The 15,595-nt window shown below is 38.3% G+C and carries 26 protein-coding genes; 1 reads left to right on the plus strand and 25 read right to left on the minus strand.

The features are described 5' to 3' along the window. Nucleotides 1-457: 457 nt before the first annotated feature. On the minus strand, nucleotides 458-886 hold the full coding sequence (msrB, locus tag RK02_RS10280) for a peptide-methionine (R)-S-oxide reductase MsrB (RefSeq protein ID WP_016184176.1): 429 nt from the start codon (nucleotides 884-886) through the stop codon (nucleotides 458-460). A gap of 494 nt (nucleotides 887-1,380) precedes the next feature. Here msrB and RK02_RS10285 point away from each other — a divergent pair, with 494 nt between their 5' ends. After that, nucleotides 1,381-2,739 carry an ISL3 family transposase gene (locus RK02_RS10285; protein WP_016182232.1) on the plus strand — a complete coding sequence of 453 codons (1,359 nt, stop codon included), beginning with the start codon at nucleotides 1,381-1,383 and terminating at the stop codon, nucleotides 2,737-2,739. Between the two features lie 226 nt (nucleotides 2,740-2,965). Here RK02_RS10285 and RK02_RS10290 read toward each other — a convergent pair whose 3' ends face one another. From RK02_RS10290 to rplP, 24 genes are all read right to left on the minus strand, one after another. Continuing rightward, nucleotides 2,966-3,760, minus strand: a complete 795-nt coding sequence (locus RK02_RS10290) for an energy-coupling factor transporter transmembrane component T family protein (protein ID WP_016184177.1) — start codon at nucleotides 3,758-3,760, stop codon at nucleotides 2,966-2,968. Next, nucleotides 3,753-4,616 carry an energy-coupling factor ABC transporter ATP-binding protein gene (locus tag RK02_RS10295; RefSeq protein WP_018451741.1) on the minus strand — a complete coding sequence of 288 codons (864 nt, stop codon included), beginning with the start codon at nucleotides 4,614-4,616 and terminating at the stop codon, nucleotides 3,753-3,755. The genes RK02_RS10290 and RK02_RS10295 overlap by 8 nt, the downstream gene beginning before the upstream one ends. Continuing rightward, nucleotides 4,592-5,431: an energy-coupling factor ABC transporter ATP-binding protein gene (locus RK02_RS10300; RefSeq protein ID WP_016184179.1), complete on the minus strand. Its 840-nt coding sequence runs from the start codon at nucleotides 5,429-5,431 to the stop codon at nucleotides 4,592-4,594. Before RK02_RS10300 ends, RK02_RS10295 begins: the two co-directional genes overlap by 25 nt. Before the next feature lie 284 nt (nucleotides 5,432-5,715). Beyond that, complete coding sequence (rplQ, locus tag RK02_RS10305) at nucleotides 5,716-6,096, minus strand: 50S ribosomal protein L17 (RefSeq protein ID WP_016184180.1); 381 nt, start codon at nucleotides 6,094-6,096, stop codon at nucleotides 5,716-5,718. Between the two features lie 27 nt (nucleotides 6,097-6,123). Next, entirely contained in the window at nucleotides 6,124-7,062 is a 939-nt protein-coding gene (locus RK02_RS10310; RefSeq protein WP_016184181.1) for a DNA-directed RNA polymerase subunit alpha, read from the minus strand. A gap of 78 nt (nucleotides 7,063-7,140) precedes the next feature. Next, entirely contained in the window at nucleotides 7,141-7,530 is a 390-nt protein-coding gene (rpsK, locus tag RK02_RS10315) for a 30S ribosomal protein S11 (protein WP_016184182.1), read from the minus strand. A gap of 31 nt (nucleotides 7,531-7,561) precedes the next feature. Further along, nucleotides 7,562-7,927 (minus strand): 30S ribosomal protein S13, encoded by a 366-nt coding sequence (gene rpsM, locus RK02_RS10320; RefSeq protein WP_016184183.1) that lies wholly within the window; start codon nucleotides 7,925-7,927, stop codon nucleotides 7,562-7,564. An 18-nt stretch (nucleotides 7,928-7,945) separates the two neighbouring features. Beyond that, entirely contained in the window at nucleotides 7,946-8,062 is a 117-nt protein-coding gene (rpmJ, locus tag RK02_RS10325) for a 50S ribosomal protein L36 (protein ID WP_002288710.1), read from the minus strand. A 32-nt stretch (nucleotides 8,063-8,094) separates the two neighbouring features. Further along, entirely contained in the window at nucleotides 8,095-8,313 is a 219-nt protein-coding gene (infA, locus tag RK02_RS10330; RefSeq protein ID WP_002356224.1) for a translation initiation factor IF-1, read from the minus strand. 197 nt (nucleotides 8,314-8,510) lie between these two features. Further along, nucleotides 8,511-9,155, minus strand: coding sequence for an adenylate kinase (locus RK02_RS10335; protein WP_016184184.1), 645 nt, complete (start codon nucleotides 9,153-9,155; stop codon nucleotides 8,511-8,513). Between the two features lie 62 nt (nucleotides 9,156-9,217). Continuing rightward, nucleotides 9,218-10,513: a preprotein translocase subunit SecY gene (secY, locus tag RK02_RS10340; protein WP_016184185.1), complete on the minus strand. Its 1,296-nt coding sequence runs from the start codon at nucleotides 10,511-10,513 to the stop codon at nucleotides 9,218-9,220. Between the two features lie 3 nt (nucleotides 10,514-10,516). Then, nucleotides 10,517-10,957 carry a 50S ribosomal protein L15 gene (gene rplO, locus RK02_RS10345; RefSeq protein ID WP_016184186.1) on the minus strand — a complete coding sequence of 147 codons (441 nt, stop codon included), beginning with the start codon at nucleotides 10,955-10,957 and terminating at the stop codon, nucleotides 10,517-10,519. A 50-nt stretch (nucleotides 10,958-11,007) separates the two neighbouring features. Continuing rightward, nucleotides 11,008-11,187 (minus strand): 50S ribosomal protein L30, encoded by a 180-nt coding sequence (rpmD, locus tag RK02_RS10350; RefSeq protein WP_016184187.1) that lies wholly within the window; start codon nucleotides 11,185-11,187, stop codon nucleotides 11,008-11,010. A 14-nt stretch (nucleotides 11,188-11,201) separates the two neighbouring features. Next, on the minus strand, nucleotides 11,202-11,702 hold the full coding sequence (rpsE, locus tag RK02_RS10355; RefSeq protein WP_016184188.1) for a 30S ribosomal protein S5: 501 nt from the start codon (nucleotides 11,700-11,702) through the stop codon (nucleotides 11,202-11,204). Between the two features lie 20 nt (nucleotides 11,703-11,722). Next, on the minus strand, nucleotides 11,723-12,079 hold the full coding sequence (rplR, locus tag RK02_RS10360) for a 50S ribosomal protein L18 (protein WP_016184189.1): 357 nt from the start codon (nucleotides 12,077-12,079) through the stop codon (nucleotides 11,723-11,725). 61 nt (nucleotides 12,080-12,140) lie between these two features. Then, nucleotides 12,141-12,677: a 50S ribosomal protein L6 gene (rplF, locus tag RK02_RS10365; protein WP_016184190.1), complete on the minus strand. Its 537-nt coding sequence runs from the start codon at nucleotides 12,675-12,677 to the stop codon at nucleotides 12,141-12,143. 31 nt (nucleotides 12,678-12,708) lie between these two features. Then, entirely contained in the window at nucleotides 12,709-13,107 is a 399-nt protein-coding gene (gene rpsH / locus RK02_RS10370) for a 30S ribosomal protein S8 (RefSeq protein WP_016184191.1), read from the minus strand. Between the two features lie 35 nt (nucleotides 13,108-13,142). Next, nucleotides 13,143-13,328: a type Z 30S ribosomal protein S14 gene (locus RK02_RS10375; RefSeq protein WP_016184192.1), complete on the minus strand. Its 186-nt coding sequence runs from the start codon at nucleotides 13,326-13,328 to the stop codon at nucleotides 13,143-13,145. Nucleotides 13,329-13,346: 18 nt separating this feature from the next. Beyond that, nucleotides 13,347-13,886: a 50S ribosomal protein L5 gene (gene rplE / locus RK02_RS10380; protein ID WP_016184193.1), complete on the minus strand. Its 540-nt coding sequence runs from the start codon at nucleotides 13,884-13,886 to the stop codon at nucleotides 13,347-13,349. Nucleotides 13,887-13,914: 28 nt separating this feature from the next. Continuing rightward, entirely contained in the window at nucleotides 13,915-14,226 is a 312-nt protein-coding gene (gene rplX / locus RK02_RS10385) for a 50S ribosomal protein L24 (protein WP_016184194.1), read from the minus strand. Between the two features lie 35 nt (nucleotides 14,227-14,261). Continuing rightward, nucleotides 14,262-14,630, minus strand: coding sequence for a 50S ribosomal protein L14 (gene rplN / locus RK02_RS10390; RefSeq protein WP_016184195.1), 369 nt, complete (start codon nucleotides 14,628-14,630; stop codon nucleotides 14,262-14,264). 61 nt (nucleotides 14,631-14,691) lie between these two features. After that, entirely contained in the window at nucleotides 14,692-14,958 is a 267-nt protein-coding gene (gene rpsQ / locus RK02_RS10395) for a 30S ribosomal protein S17 (protein WP_016184196.1), read from the minus strand. Between the two features lie 24 nt (nucleotides 14,959-14,982). Continuing rightward, complete coding sequence (gene rpmC, locus RK02_RS10400; protein WP_002288664.1) at nucleotides 14,983-15,171, minus strand: 50S ribosomal protein L29; 189 nt, start codon at nucleotides 15,169-15,171, stop codon at nucleotides 14,983-14,985. Continuing rightward, nucleotides 15,161-15,595, minus strand: a complete 435-nt coding sequence (gene rplP, locus RK02_RS10405) for a 50S ribosomal protein L16 (protein WP_016184197.1) — start codon at nucleotides 15,593-15,595, stop codon at nucleotides 15,161-15,163. Before rplP ends, rpmC begins: the two co-directional genes overlap by 11 nt.

Genomic DNA, 15,595 nt, shown 5'->3' on the forward strand with positions numbered 1-15,595 from the left:
TTTAGCCTCTCCCATTTTTTTAACGACGAGTAACACTCAAATTTTCTCGTAGCTGAGCAAGTCGCTAAACATCCTTGGCGTAATCTGTGTTTAGCAGCTAGACACTCGTCGTATAAGCCAGTCTGTCTAGGAAAGTCTTTACACCTTAGCAGACTTTTCTGCCAGACTGGAAAACTTATCCGCTCGTGTCTAAGCAAGCTGCTTCACATCCTTAATGTAATCTGTGTTCGACGGCTAGCTCCGTTGCATCTAAGCCAGAATGTTAGCTGCTCGTATCTGGTCGACCCGTCTCACATCCTTGGCGTAATCTGTGTTTAGCAAGTAGCTCCTTCGTCAAATAAGCTAGTCTGGTGAAAAATTTCCATAACCACTGAATTTTTCCCAGACTAGATCTTATTTGCTCGGAGCTGACCAACTTGCTTCACATCTTTGGTGTAATCTGTTCAAATGAATCTCATTACAAAACATCCTTGATATATGCTGCATAGCCAGCTGCTTCCATTTGATTTAGGGGGATAAATTTCAAAGCTGCTGAGTTGATACAATAGCGTAGTCCACCCTTATCAATTGGGCCATCAGTAAAAACATGTCCGAGATGTGAGTCAGCTTGTTGGCTACGAACCTCTATTCGATGCATTCCATGTGAAAAATCAGCCTTTTCTTTAATGACTTTACGATTAATCGGCTGAGTGAAGGCTGGCCAGCCGCAACCTGCTTGATATTTATCTCTAGAGCTAAAGAGCACTTCACCACTGATGACATCTACATAAATCCCTGCTTCAAAAAAGTCGTCGTATTCGCCAGTAAACGGACGTTCGGTTGCATTTTCTTGGGTCACCGTATAAGCTAGTGGACCAATTTTAGCTTTTAATTCTTCCTTTTCCATCATCATCCTACCTTTCTTAGTTGATTCGGCTGTAGTCTAATTCTATTATAACTGATACCTGATCGTGGATTCTGTAAATATGCTTATTAGGCGTTCTCTTTTTATTTATTCAAGCCTAAGTGAGCTGAGAGGTGCGTGTATTTAGACAATTTGCCTATCCTTGTAAGCAAATTTAGAAATAGCCAGTTACTTTTGTCAGCTAAGCTTGTTTGCCTAGTAAAATTTTTAAAGTCACGAATTTTTGGCTTAAACCAGTTTATTTACTCAAAGTTCCCCCACACTTTGTCTTCCAAACAAAAAATAGTTATCTGTAACTAATGACAGATAACTATTTATAATTAAATAAGTATAATACTTTAATGGTTCTATGATATTTAGTGTTGTTACTCAAATTGAGGATAACGCTGAATATCTTTTTTTGTTTGAAACAATAGAAAAAGACATCTGTTTCCTCTATAATTAAGTCGACCAAAACCATTAAGGAGTGAAACATGATGTCTTTCTTACATAATATCAAAAAAACTTGTGCAAGTACAACGAATCTTATCAAAAATATCCTAAATATTAAGGATAAACATATTACTTTTCCTGCTTATGCTTACGCATTTTCTGACGAGAAGGTCCATGGCGTGTTTTCTAAAGTCTTTTCTGGTTTGCTTTCCTACCCTGAAAATCCCCATTGTTGTTCTTCTTGTGGAAAGTCAGGTACGGTTATTAAGCATACGCCTAAAGCTAGTTTGATTCAAATGATTCCTTATCAAAATGTGCCGACCTACCTGCGTTTATACAAGCAACGTTATCGTTGTAAAGCGTGCGGACAAACGTTTTCCGCTACGACAAACATCGTTGATGAACGTTGCTATCTTTCAAATGCATTGAAATTCGCTATCCTACATGATTTGAAGCAAAAATGTGCAATGACGGATATCGCCAAGCGCTATTTTGTCTCGCCTAAATCAGTTGAACGAATCTTAAAGTCTTACTCTTATGAGCTAAATCCTTACCATATGCAACTACCAGAATGCCTGCTCATTGATGAATTCAAAGGAACGAGCGATTGTAACGGGAAAATGTGCTTTATTTTAAGTGATGGACAATCCGGGAAAATCATTGATATTTTAGACGATCGCAGAAATTTCGTAATTAAAGACTTTTTTCTACGTTTTAGTTTGGAAAGTCGAAATCGTGTCAAATATGTGGTCATGGATATGAATGCCGCTTATCCTTATGTCATTAAAGAAGTATTGCCCAATGCATCAATTGTCATTGATCGTTTCCATATTATCCAACAACTCACTCGAGCGTTGAATAAAAAAAGAATTCAAGTGATGAAAGCATTGCGCTATAAAAATCAACGTGCTTACAATAAATTCAAACGCTATTGGAAGTTGCTTTTAATGCCTGAAGATCACTTAAACTTTGAGAAATATGTACAATATCCCTTATTCGATCGAAGATATGTGACACAGACTGAGGTGGTGGATACGTTACTTAGTTTTGATGATGCATTCAGACAGTGTTACCAGATTTATCAAGAGCTACTTGCTTGTTTTCATCAAAAGCAGCTAGACGAATTCTTCCATATTCTTCACACGCTACCTGAAGACTTAGATATAGCCTTTAAAAAATCGCTGAAATATTTAATCAAACATACACACGCTATAAAAAATGCGATACAATCCCCTTACTCCAACGGAAAATTAGAAGGGAAAAACAATTTAATCAAGGTCTTTCAGCGAGTGGCTTTTGGATTTAGAAACTTTAGTAATATGCGAAGAAGAATCTTTTTATACGAAGAAAATTGGCATACAAAACAACCAACTAAAAGAAATTGTGGGGAGAAATCCGCCTAAATCTCTTTCTCAATCAGACTGCTATTGTAACAGGCGAGCTTTCGCTTGTGCAAGGGCTTTGCAAGTGACCGATCTTCGTCTCGGTCACCCTTGCACGCTTAGCTGCCTGTTTGACAAAAAGCATCGATTGAAAAAGAAAATAAAAACAGGAGAGAAAGTCATCGAAAAAATAACTTCCTCTCCCATCGACTTAATTGCCAACAACACTAGTTGACAAAGAACCACTTTAATTTCTTACTAACACTAAAAGGGCCGTTAATAATACAAAGGTTAATATCGTAATCGTGTCTAATAATTTCCATTCAAGCAAGCGATATTTGGTGCGTCCATTGCCCCCTTGATAGCCTCGCGCTTCCATTGCATAAGCAAGATCGATTGCGCGTGTAAAGCTGCTTACAAATAGTGGAATTAACAATGGAATAATCGCCCGCATTTTTTGAATGAGATTTCCCTCAGAAAAATCCACCCCGCGTGCGCGTTGAGCATTCATAATTTTTTCTGTTTCATCCATTAATGTTGGCACGTAACGTAAAGCAATTGATAGCATTAATGAAAACTCGTGGACAGGTAATTTGAAGGCTTTTAATGGGCGTAATAATGACTCAATTGCATCTGACAATTCTAAAGGTAGCGTGGTTAAGGTTAATAATGTCGACATGAAGATAATTAAAACGAATCGACAGAAAATAAAAATCCCATTCGTTACCCCATATTCCGTTAAACGGAAAATTCCCCATTGCCAATAGATGGTACCTCCATTAGTAAAGAAGACCTGTAAGAAAACTGTAAACAAAATCAAGCCGATCAACGCTCTTAATCCACGTATAAAGAACAATAAATTAATTTTAGATAAACCTACTGCCACAAAAGTAAAAATTGCTAATAACGCATAAGATTGCCAATTATTCGCTAAGAAGATAATCCCTATGAAATAAAAGCTAGCTAATAGCTTGGCACGTGGATCCATTTGATGAATAAGTGAATTTCCAGGAATATAGCGACCAAAAATCAGTTTATTCATGAATCAATCCCCCTTGCTGCATAATTTCATCAGCTAAAGCCTTAGCAGTCAGTGGTAATTGCTTAAAATGCATCCCTTTTTCTTGTAATTTTAAAGCAAATTGAGTCGCCGTCGGTAAACCTAATTGCTTTTCTTGTAGCCATTGAAAATCTTGAAAGACCAGCTCTGGTGTTCCTTCTTTAACCACTCGTCCCTTTTCTAAGGCATAAACATAATCAGCATAATCAGCGACATCATCCATCAAATGAGTGACTAAGACTAGGGTTAAGCCTTGTTCTTTATGTAGGCGCCAAAACATATCCATCATTTCCTTGCGTCCTTGAGGATCTAAGCCGGCTGTTGGCTCATCTAAGACTAAAATCTCTGGCTGCATAGCTAATACTCCAGCAATCGCCACACGACGCATTTGCCCACCAGATAGATCAAATGGTGAACGCTGTAAATAGCTCTCATCAAGGCCGACTAGCTGTAAGGTCTCTTTCGCTAGGGCATAGGCATCCGCTTGGCTTACCCCAAAGTTTTGTGGGCCAAAAGCAATATCCTTTTCAACTGTTTCTTCAAATAATTGTGATTCAGGGAATTGGAAAACAATCCCTACCTTTTTACGAACCGGCTTTAGATTTTTGTTATCACTTTCTGGCGTAATCTTACGCTCGCCAATGGTTACAGTACCAGCAGTTGGTTTTAATAAAGCATTTAAATGCTGAAGTAAAGTCGATTTTCCACTACCGGTATGACCAATAATTGCAGTATAGCTACCTGATTGAATCTGTAAATCAATATCAAATAGCGCCCGATGTTCAAAAGGGGTATTCGGCTGATAGGTAAAATCTACTTTTTCAAAACGGATGTCCATAGCCAATCAACCATCCTTTCTTCAGTCATATAATCAGTTGGAACATTTAAGCCAGCTTGTTTTAAAGCAGCCTTTAAACGTTCAGGAAACGGTAAATCCAGCCCTAATTCGATGAGCTTTTCGCCTGCAGAAAAAATCTCTTCCGGTGTACCCTCTTGAATCAATTGGCCCTTTTTCATGACAAAGATTCGATTCGCATTAGCTGCTTCATCAATATCATGGGTGATTGATAAGACGGTTAAATTATTTTCTTCCTTGATTTTTTTCACCGTAGCAATCACTTCTAGTCGGCCTTCTGGATCTAACATACTGGTGGCTTCATCCAAAATAATAACATTTGGCCGTAAAGCAACAATGCCGGCAATCGCAACTCGTTGTTTTTGACCACCAGATAGTCGGGAAGGCTCCTTCTTCATAAATTCAGCCATGCGAACTTGTTCAAGTGATTCTTTTACTCGAATAAGCATCTCTTCACGTGGAATGCCTTGATTTTCTAAACCAAAAGCAACATCGTCTTCAACTGTTGAGCCAACAAATTGATTGTCTGGATTTTGAAAAACCATCCCGACATTCCGACGAATATCCCAAATATTTTTTTCATTGACCTCTTGACCATTAATTTTAATAGTACCAGCTTCAGGTAAAAGTAAGCCGTTAATCGTTTTAGCTAAAGTCGACTTTCCAGAACCATTATGACCAATAATGGCAATCCATTCACCTTGATGAATCGATAGTGAAACATCATTTAATGCGGGAATAGTGTCTTCAACTTGATAGCGAAACGTAATATTATTCATTTCTATAATCGGTTTCATAATTTCTCCTTAAATGCTATTCACTAGCCCTAACAATACCAAAAAACAAGAGAAAATTCAATTCCTCTTGCTTGGCTTTTAGAAAACGTTTTTTTCATAATTCATTTTTGCGTCTACTTTATGTCTTGACACAAAAATCAACTATAAAAAAAACACCTTATGATGAGTGCATACCCCCTGATGACTCTCATCAGAGGGTAGCGACGAGCTAGACTCGGAAAGTATAAACTTCCAACATCATAACACTCTAATAAACATCTATAAAGTGATGAAAAGTGTAACTATTAAACAAGCTCTAGGATAACCATTGGTGCAGCATCTCCACGTCTTGGTTCTGTCTTCAAGATGCGAGTGTAACCACCATTACGGTCAGCATAGCGAGGTGCGATATCATTGAATAGCTTTTGTAAAGCTGATTCAACAACGATCTTGTCGTTTTCTTCGCGAATGTCAGCAATTTCATTGCGTACAAAAGCAGCAGCTTGACGACGAGCGTGTAAGTCACCACGTTTTCCTAAAGTGATCATTTTTTCAGCAGTTGAACGTACTTCTTTCGCACGAGCTTCAGTTGTAACGATACGTTCGTTGATAAATAAATCAGTTGTTAAGTCACGTAACATCGCTTTACGTTGAGAAGATGTACGTCCTAATTTACGATAACTCATTTGGTTTTCCCTCCCTCAATCGATATTTTAGTCATCTTTACGTAAACCTAAACCTAAATCATGTAACTTCGCTTTAACCTCTTCTAGAGATTTACGACCTAAGTTACGAACTTTGATCATTTCTGGTTCAGATTTGTTGGTTAATTCTTGTACAGTATTAATGCCTGCACGTTTCAAACAGTTATAAGAACGAACAGATAAATCTAATTCTTCAATTGTCATTTCCAACATTTTTTCTTTTTGTGTTTCTTCTTTTTCAACCATGATTTCAGCATGTTTTGCTTCATCAGTTAGGTTCACAAAAATATCTAAATGTTCAGTCATGATTTTAGCAGCTAAACTCATAGCATCTAAAGGTTCGATTGATCCATCAGTCCAAATTTCCATTGTTAATTTATCGAATACATCACGACGACCAACACGAGTGTTTTCAACTTGGTAGTTGACACGACGTACTGGTGTGTAAATTGAATCGACTGGAAGCACGCCAATTGGCATATCTTCTTTTTTGTTTTCATCAGCTTGTACGTAACCACGACCGGCTTTCACTGTTAAGCGCGCACGGAAAGTAGCTCCTTCGCTGACGCTACAAATGTACATATCTTTGTTAAGGATTTCTACATCAGAATCAACAAGAATATCCCCAGCAGTGACAACTGCAGGACCTGTAATATCGATTTCTAAAGTTTTTTCCTCAGAACCGTACAATTTTAAAGCTAAACCTTTTACATTCAAAATAATTTGTGCAACGTCTTCTCTAACACCTTTGATAGTAGAAAATTCGTGTAACACACCTTCAATTTGAATATTGGTGATAGCTGCCCCTGGTAATGAAGACAACAAGATACGACGAAGAGAATTACCTAAAGTAGTACCATAGCCTCTTTCCAAAGGTTCAACGATGAACTTGCCATAATCTTTTTCTTCATCAATTTTTGAAATTCTTGGTTTTTCGAATTCAATCATTCTTATCACTTACCCCTTTCAAAACGAAAAGTGTCTTGTTCAATGACCATTGTTGAAACTCAAAATGAGCAGCACTCATTAAACACGACGGCGTTTTGGAGGGCGGCATCCATTATGAGGAACTGGAGTTACATCACGGATTGCAGTAACTTCTAAACCTGCTGCTTGTAATGAACGAATTGCTGCTTCACGTCCTGAACCAGGGCCTTTAACAGTAACCTCAACTGTTCTTAATCCGTGTTCCATAGCTGCTTTAGCTGCAGTTTCAGCTGCCATTTGTGCAGCAAACGGAGTTGATTTTCTGCTTCCTTTAAATCCTAATGCACCTGCTGAAGACCAAGCCAATGCATTACCATGAACGTCAGTAATCATGACGATTGTATTGTTGAATGTTGAATGAATATGAGCAACACCAGATTCAATATTCTTTTTGACACGGCGTTTACGACTCACTTTTTTTCCTGCCATGAAGTGTTAACCTCCTTCACTAATTAGTTAATTATTTTTTCTTACCTGCAACTGTCTTAGATGGACCTTTGCGAGTACGTGCGTTATTCTTAGTGTTTTGACCACGAACTGGCAAACCACGGCGATGACGCATACCACGGTATGAACCGATTTCCATCAAGCGTTTGATGTTAAGGTTGACTTCACGACGAAGGTCACCTTCTACTTTTAATTTGTCAACTTCAGCACGGATAGCATCTGTTTGTTCGTTTGTTAAATCACGTACGCGAACATCTTCAGATACACCAGCTTTTGCTAAGATTTCTTTTGCAGTTGCTGTACCAATACCATAAATGTATGTTAATGAAACAACAACACGTTTTTCACGAGGAATATCTACTCCTGCAATACGAGCCATATTCTGTTACACCTCCAATTATCCTTGACGTTGTTTGTGTTTTGGATTTGCTGGGCAAATCACCATAACGCGTCCTTTACGACGAATTACTTTACAATGTTCACACATTGGTTTTACTGATGGTCTTACTTTCATGATAATACCTCCTAATGATTTACGGAGTACAATTATTTAAAGCGGTAAGTAATACGACCACGAGTTAAGTCATACGGAGATAACTCAACTGTTACCTTGTCACCAGGTAAAATACGAATGTAGTGCATTCTAATTTTACCAGATACAGTGGCAAGCACTTGATGGCCATTTTCCAACTCGACTTTAAACATTGCATTCGGCAAAGTTTCGACGACTGTACCTTCGACTTCAATCATATCTTCTTTTGCCACGCACAGTACCTCCTTGTACATTTTCGTACCTTACATACGATAAAACGGCGGAATTATCTTCCACCTGAGATTCTCAAAACAATGCTCCTAGTACAAAAATAATACTAGAAGTCGGACTTGAAAATTATACCATAGATCCTACCAATTTATCAAGAGAAAGTTGCTTTTTTCAAGTTGGTTTTGCGGGCGATTGAGTGTTAGTCAATAATTGATTGTACATCGGCAAACACAGCATCGATATCGCGATCACCATCAATTGATTTCAATAAGCCTTGCTCTTTATAATAGGCAAGAATTGGTTCGCTATTTTTGATGTTTACAGCCAAACGATTTTTTACAGTTTCTGGCTTGTCATCATCACGTTGATAGAATTCATGTTCACCACAACGGTCACATGTTCCTTCAACTTTAGTTGGTTTAAAGATTTTGTGGAAGCTTGCACCACAATTACGGCACATATAACGTCCAGTTAATCTTTCAACTAAAACAGATTCAGGTACATTGATGTCAATCACTGCATCAATTTTTTTACCTAATTCGCTAAGCATTTGATCTAATGCTTTGGCTTGATCTAAAGTACGTGGAAAGCCATCTAATAAGAAGCCTTTTTCAGTATCTGCTTGGGCCAAACGTTCTTTTACGATTCCGTTGGTCACTTCGTCAGGTACTAATTCCCCACGATCCATATAAGATTTTGCTTCTAAGCCTAACGCTGTTTCGTTAGCAATGGCAGCGCGAAACATATCGCCAGTAGAAATATGTGGAATTTGGTACTCAGCAATGATTTTCTCAGCTTGGGTCCCTTTTCCAGCGCCTGGTAATCCCATTAAAATGAGGTTCATGCTTCATTCCTCCTAGAAAGTTTATGAATAGTGTTGAGGAGATTCCTCAACACTTCAAAAACTTAATTGATAAAACCAGTATATTTACGTTTCAGCATTAAACCTTCAAGCTGTTTAGCAGACTCTAAGGCCACACCGATAACGATTAATAAACTTGTTCCTCCCAATCCGATAGATCCAGGTAAATTCCAAACCATTTGTGCAATGATTGGTAATAGAGCAACCAAACCTAAGAATACAGAACCAACTGTGCTTAAACGCATTAAAAGACCGGAAACATATTCTTCGGTACCACGACCTGGGCGAATACTTGGAATATAGCTTCCTTGCTTTTGTAGGTTTTCAGCTAATTTTTCTGGATTCACTTGAACAAAGGCATAGAAGAAAGTAAAGCCTACGATTAAAACGGTATATAAGGCAGCTCCAGGAACTGTGTTATAACTGAATAATGTAGTCACTACTTCATACCATTTCTCATCACTGTGAGAGCTTGCTAGTGCTTGAATAATCGCACTAGGCGTAGTTAAAAAAGAACTAGCAAAGATTACTGGAATCACCCCGGCGGCATTTACTTTTAACGGTAAATAGCTACTGGTTGGCGCTCCGGTCATGCGCTTAGTATATTGGATTGGAATTTTACGTTCAGCTTGTTGAACAAACGTTACAAACGTAATTACAACCAAAATAACAATTACTAATGCGACTGCGAATAATGCTGATTTCCACAACTGTGAAGAATCAACATTAATGAAGTAATCTTCAACAATTTCTTTAATACTTCCTGGTAATTGTGAGATAATCCCTGCAAAGATGATCATTGACACACCATTACCAATCCCTTTTTCCGTAATTTGTTCACCTAACCAAGTAACAAACATTGTTCCTGTAGTTAAGATAAAACCAATTAAGACAAAGGTAGTTACAGTAGGATTCTTCACAAAACCTAACTGTGTGAAGTAGTTAAACCCTGCTGTAATTGTAACTGATTGGGCAAACGCAAGCACTAGCGTAATATAACGAGTGGCTTGGTTTAATTTACGTCTTCCGACTTCCCCTTGTTTTGACCATTCTACAAACTTCGGAACGATATCCATTTGTAAAAGCTGAACAATAATGGAAGCTGTAATGTATGGAGAAACCCCCATTGCAAAGATAGAGAATCGCTGAATCGAGCTACCACTAACTAAATTTAGCATATTTAGAAAGGGTAGGTCGGCGATACTTTGTAATGAAGCGGCGTTTACTCCCGGAATCGTAATATGAGTACCTAAACGGAAGATAAACAAAATGAATACTGTAAATAGGATTCGTGATCGGATGTCTTTGACTTTAAATGCATCTTTAAGCAATTTAAACATCTATTAGATCACCTCGATTGATCCACCAGCAGCAACGATTGCTTCTTCAGCGGCTTTTGAGAACTTAGCAGCTTTCACTGTTAATTTCTTAGTTAGTGAGCCGTTACCTAAAACTTTGATTCCAGCTTTTTCGTTTTTCACGATTCCAGCTTCGATTAAAGCTACAGGAGTTACTTCTGCACCATCTTCGAAACGGTTTAAAACGTCTAAGTTAACAACAGCGTATTCTTTACGGTTGATGTTTGTAAATCCACGTTTTGGTAAACGACGGAACAATGGAGTTTGTCCCCCTTCAAAACCAAGACGTACTCCACCACCTGAACGAGCTTTTTGCCCTTTTTGTCCACGTCCTGCTGTTTTACCATTACCTGATGAAGTTCCACGACCAACACGGTTGCGTACTTGACGAGAACCTTCTGCAGGTTTTAATTCATGAAGTTTCATGTTTTTGGCACCTCCTTAATCAATTCTAAATCTAAAATATCTATCTTTTATTAAACTTCTTTAACGTCCACTAAGTGAGAAACAGCGTTAACCATACCTTTGATTGCATCGTTAGCAGGTTTTACAACTGAGCTATTCACTTTTGTTAGACCTAACGCTTGAACAGTTTTGCGTTGGCTTTGAGGACGTCCGATAACACTGCGTTTTAAAGTAATTTTTAATTCAGCCATTATTATTGTCCTCCTTAACCGATTAATTCTTCAACTGATTTGCCGCGTAGTGCTGCTACTTCTTCAGCACGTTTTAATTGTTTCAAACCTTCAATAGTTGCACGAACAACGTTAATTGGAGTGTTTGAACGTAGAGATTTAGATGCGATATCAGCGATACCAGCTAATTCTAAGACTGCACGAGTTGGTCCTCCAGCTACAACCCCAGAACCTTCTACAGCAGGTTTCATTAGGATACGTCCACCACCGAAAGTTCCAATAACTTCGTGAGGGATCGTAGTGCCAACCATAGGTACTTCAATTAAGTTTTTCTTCGCATCTTCAACAGCTTTACGGATAGCTTCTGGAACTTCTTGCGCTTTACCAGTACCAAAACCTACATGTCCGTTCTTGTCACCGACAACAACTAAAGCTGCGAAACGTAAACGACGTCCACCTTTAACAACTTTTGTTACACGGTTGATCGCTACAACGCGGTCTTCTAATTCCAAATGTTTTGGATCAATATAAACCATGAATGGTGTTCCTCCTTCTATTAAAATTCAAGTCCATTTTCGCGAGCTGCTTGTGCTAAAGCTGCTACACGGCCATGGTAAAGGTATCCACCACGGTCAAAGACTACATTTTTAATACCTTTTGCTGCAGCACGTTGAGCTACTAATTTACCAACAGCTTGTGCTTGTTCAGTTTTTGTTCCACCTGAAATTTCTTTATCTAAGGCAGAGGCACTTGCTAGCGTCACACCCGCTACGTCATCAATAATTTGAGCGTAGATGTTTTTGTTAGAACGGAAAACGTTCAAGCGTGGGCACTCAGCAGTACCAGAGATTTTGTTACGTACACGACGATGTCTTTTTTGACGTGTTTTATTTTTGTCTGGTTTTGTAATCACAATTGTCACCTCTTTTATTATGCTGGCCTAGGCCGCGAATCGTAAACAATGTTGTTTACGATTATTTACCAGTTTTACCTTCTTTACGGCGTACATATTCACCAACGTAGCGAATACCTTTACCTTTATAAGGTTCTGGTGGGCGAACACCACGAATGTTCGCTGCTAATTCACCAACAGCTTCTTTACTAATTCCTTTAACCACAACTTGTGTGTTAGCAGGAACTTCGATTTCGATACCAGCTGGTGCTTCGATTTCAACTGGGTGTGAGTAACCAACGTTCAATACAAGTTTTTTACCTTGTAATTGAGCACGGTATCCAACCCCGATTAGTTCTAATGCTTTTTGGAAACCTTCACTTACACCAACAACCATGTTATGGAAGACAGCGCGAGTAGTTCCGTGAATAGTTTTCATTTCTTTAGAATCATCTGGACGAGTGAATGTTACTTCGTTTCCTTCGATATTCATTTTAATATCAGCTGAGAAAGTACGAGTTAATTCACCTTTAGGTCCTTTTACTGTAATTTCGTTTCCGTTTTGTTTTACTTCCACACCTTGAGGAAGAACAACAACTTTATTACCGATACGACTCACTTAGAGGCACCTCCTTGTGTATTAATTTTTATTACCATACGTAAGCGACAACTTCGCCACCGATATTTTTAGCTCTTGCTTCTTTGTCAGTGATTACACCTTCAGAAGTTGAGATAATCGCAATCCCTAAACCATTTAATACTTTAGGTACTTCGTCAGCTTTAACATAAGCACGTAGACCTGGTTTTGAGATACGTTTTAAGTTTGTGATAACACGTTCGCCGTTTTTACCGTATTTTAAGAATACACGGATTACGCCTTGTTTGTCATCTTCGATATATTCTACATCACGTACGAAACCTTCACGTTTTAAGATTTCAGCGATGTCACGTTTGATTTTTGAAGCAGGTACTTCTAAAACTTCGTGTTTTACCATGTTGGCATTACGAATACGAGTTAGAAAATCTGCAATTGGATCTGTCATGACCATTAGATGATTTACCTCCTTTATGCGAATTTACTTTTTTACCAGCTAGCTTTCTTCACGCCGGGAATTTGACCTTTGTAGGCAAGTTCGCGGAAGCAAATACGGCAAAGTTTAAATTTACGATAAACTGAATGTGGACGTCCGCAACGTTCGCAACGAGTATATTCTTGAGTTGAGAATTTTGCAGGGCGTTTGTTCTTAGCAATCATTGATTTTTTAGCCACGTAGTTCGCCTCCTTTTATTATTTTGCAAATGGCATGCCTAATTGTGTTAACAACTCACGAGATTCTTCATCTGTTTGAGCTGTAGTTACAATAACGATATCCATACCACGTACTTTATCTACCAAATCGTAATCCACTTCAGGGAAGATTAATTGTTCTTTGATACCTAAAGTATAGTTTCCACGTCCATCAAATGCTTTTTTGCTTACACCATGGAAGTCACGTACACGTGGTAGAGAAACTGTTACTAGTTTGTCTAAGAATTCATACATTCTTTCTCCACGTAAAGTAACTTTCGCACCGATTGGCATTCCTTCACGTAAACGGAAACCAGCGATTGATTTTTTAGCTTTAGTAATTAAAGGTTTTTGACCTGAAATTAATTGTAATTCTTCAACAGCTTTATCTAAGTTTTTAGCGTTTGATACAGCATCACCAACACCCATGTTGATTACGATTTTTTCAACTTTAGGTACTTGCATAACTGAGCTATATGAAAATTTTTCCATTAAAGATGGAACAACTTCTTTTGTATATTTTTCTTTAAGGCGGTTCATTCAGTAAGCCCCTCCTTCCTTGTATTTATTATTTATCTAAAACTTCACCGGTTTTCTTAGAAACACGGACTTTTTTGCCATCAACTTCTTTGTAAGCAACCTTTGTTGGTTGACCGTTTGAAGGATCGATAACCATTACGTTAGAAACGTGAATTGGCGCTTCAACTTCAACGATTCCACCTTGAGGAGCAGCTTGAGAAGGTTTTTGGTGTTTCTTCACAATGTTTACACCTTCAACGATGACTTTATCTTGTTTAGGTAACGCAGCTAAAACTACGCCCTCTTTATTTTTGTCTTTTCCAGTGATAACTTTAACTTTATCGCCTTTTTTAACAAACATCTTTTCGTAGCACCTCCTTATGTTAAAATGAAAGATTATAATACTTCTGGTGCTAGTGAAACAATCTTCATGAAGTTGTTTTCGCGTAATTCACGAGCAACTGGGCCGAAGATACGAGTTCCACGTGGGCTCTTATCATCACGGATAATTACCGCAGCATTTTCATCAAATTTAATGTATGAACCGTCTGGACGACGAGCTCCTGATTTTGTACGAACGATAACGGCTTTAACAACGTCACCTTTTTTGACAACACCACCTGGCGTTGCTTGTTTAACCGTAGCAACAATCACGTCACCGATATTGGCTGTTTTACGGCCAGATCCGCCTAAAACTTTGATCGTTAAGATCTCACGAGCGCCTGAGTTATCAGCAACTTTTAAACGACTTTCTGCTTGGATCACGATGTGTATCCTCCTTTCAGATTTGACAATATTAGAAATCTATATAGGAAAATCTCGTTGATTAAATAATCACTGCTTTTTCAACAATCTCTACTAGACGGAAACGTTTTGTAGCTGATAATGGACGAGTTTCCATAATTTTCACGATATCTCCAACTTTTGCTTCATTGTTTTCATCGTGAGCTTTGTATTTCTTAGAATAGTTCAGACGTTTACCATAAATTGGATGGTTACGTTTTGTTTCAACAACAACAGTAATAGTTTTATCCATTTTGTCAGATACTACGCGACCTTGGTAAACTTTACGTTGATTTCTTTCTTCAGTCATACGATGAATGGCCTCCTTCCACGATTACTTAGCTTGTTCACGCAATACTGTTTTGATGCGTGCAATCGATTTACGTACTTCTTTGATTCGTGCAGTGTTTTCTAATTGGCCTGTCGCTAATTGGAATCTAAGATTGAACAATTCTTCTTTTAATTGTTTTTCTTGATCTAGCATTTCGGCAGTGGTTAATTCTCTGATTTCTTTAACCTTCATTCGATTCACCACCCATTTCCTCACGTTTTACGATCTTAGTTTTTACTGGTAATTTGTGAGAAGCTAGACGTAATGCTTCACGAGCTACTTCTTCAGATACGCCTGCAATTTCAAACATGATTTTGCCGCGTTTAACTGGTGCAACCCATCCTTCAGGTGCCCCTTTACCAGATCCCATACGTACCCCAATCGCTTTGGCAGTATAAGATTTGTGAGGGAAGATTTTAATCCATACTTTCCCACCACGTTTCATGTAACGAGTCATAGCAATACGGGCTGCTTCGATTTGACGGTTGGTAATCCAATGAGATTCAACAGCTTGCAAACCGTATTCACCAAATGTAATTTCTTTTCCGCCTTTAGCTTCCCCGCGCATTTTACCACGGAACTCACGACGGTGTTTTACACGTTTAGGTACTAACAT

It is taken from the genome of Enterococcus columbae DSM 7374 = ATCC 51263 (genome assembly GCF_000406925.1).
Lineage (GTDB): Bacteria > Bacillota > Bacilli > Lactobacillales > Enterococcaceae > Enterococcus_E > Enterococcus_E columbae.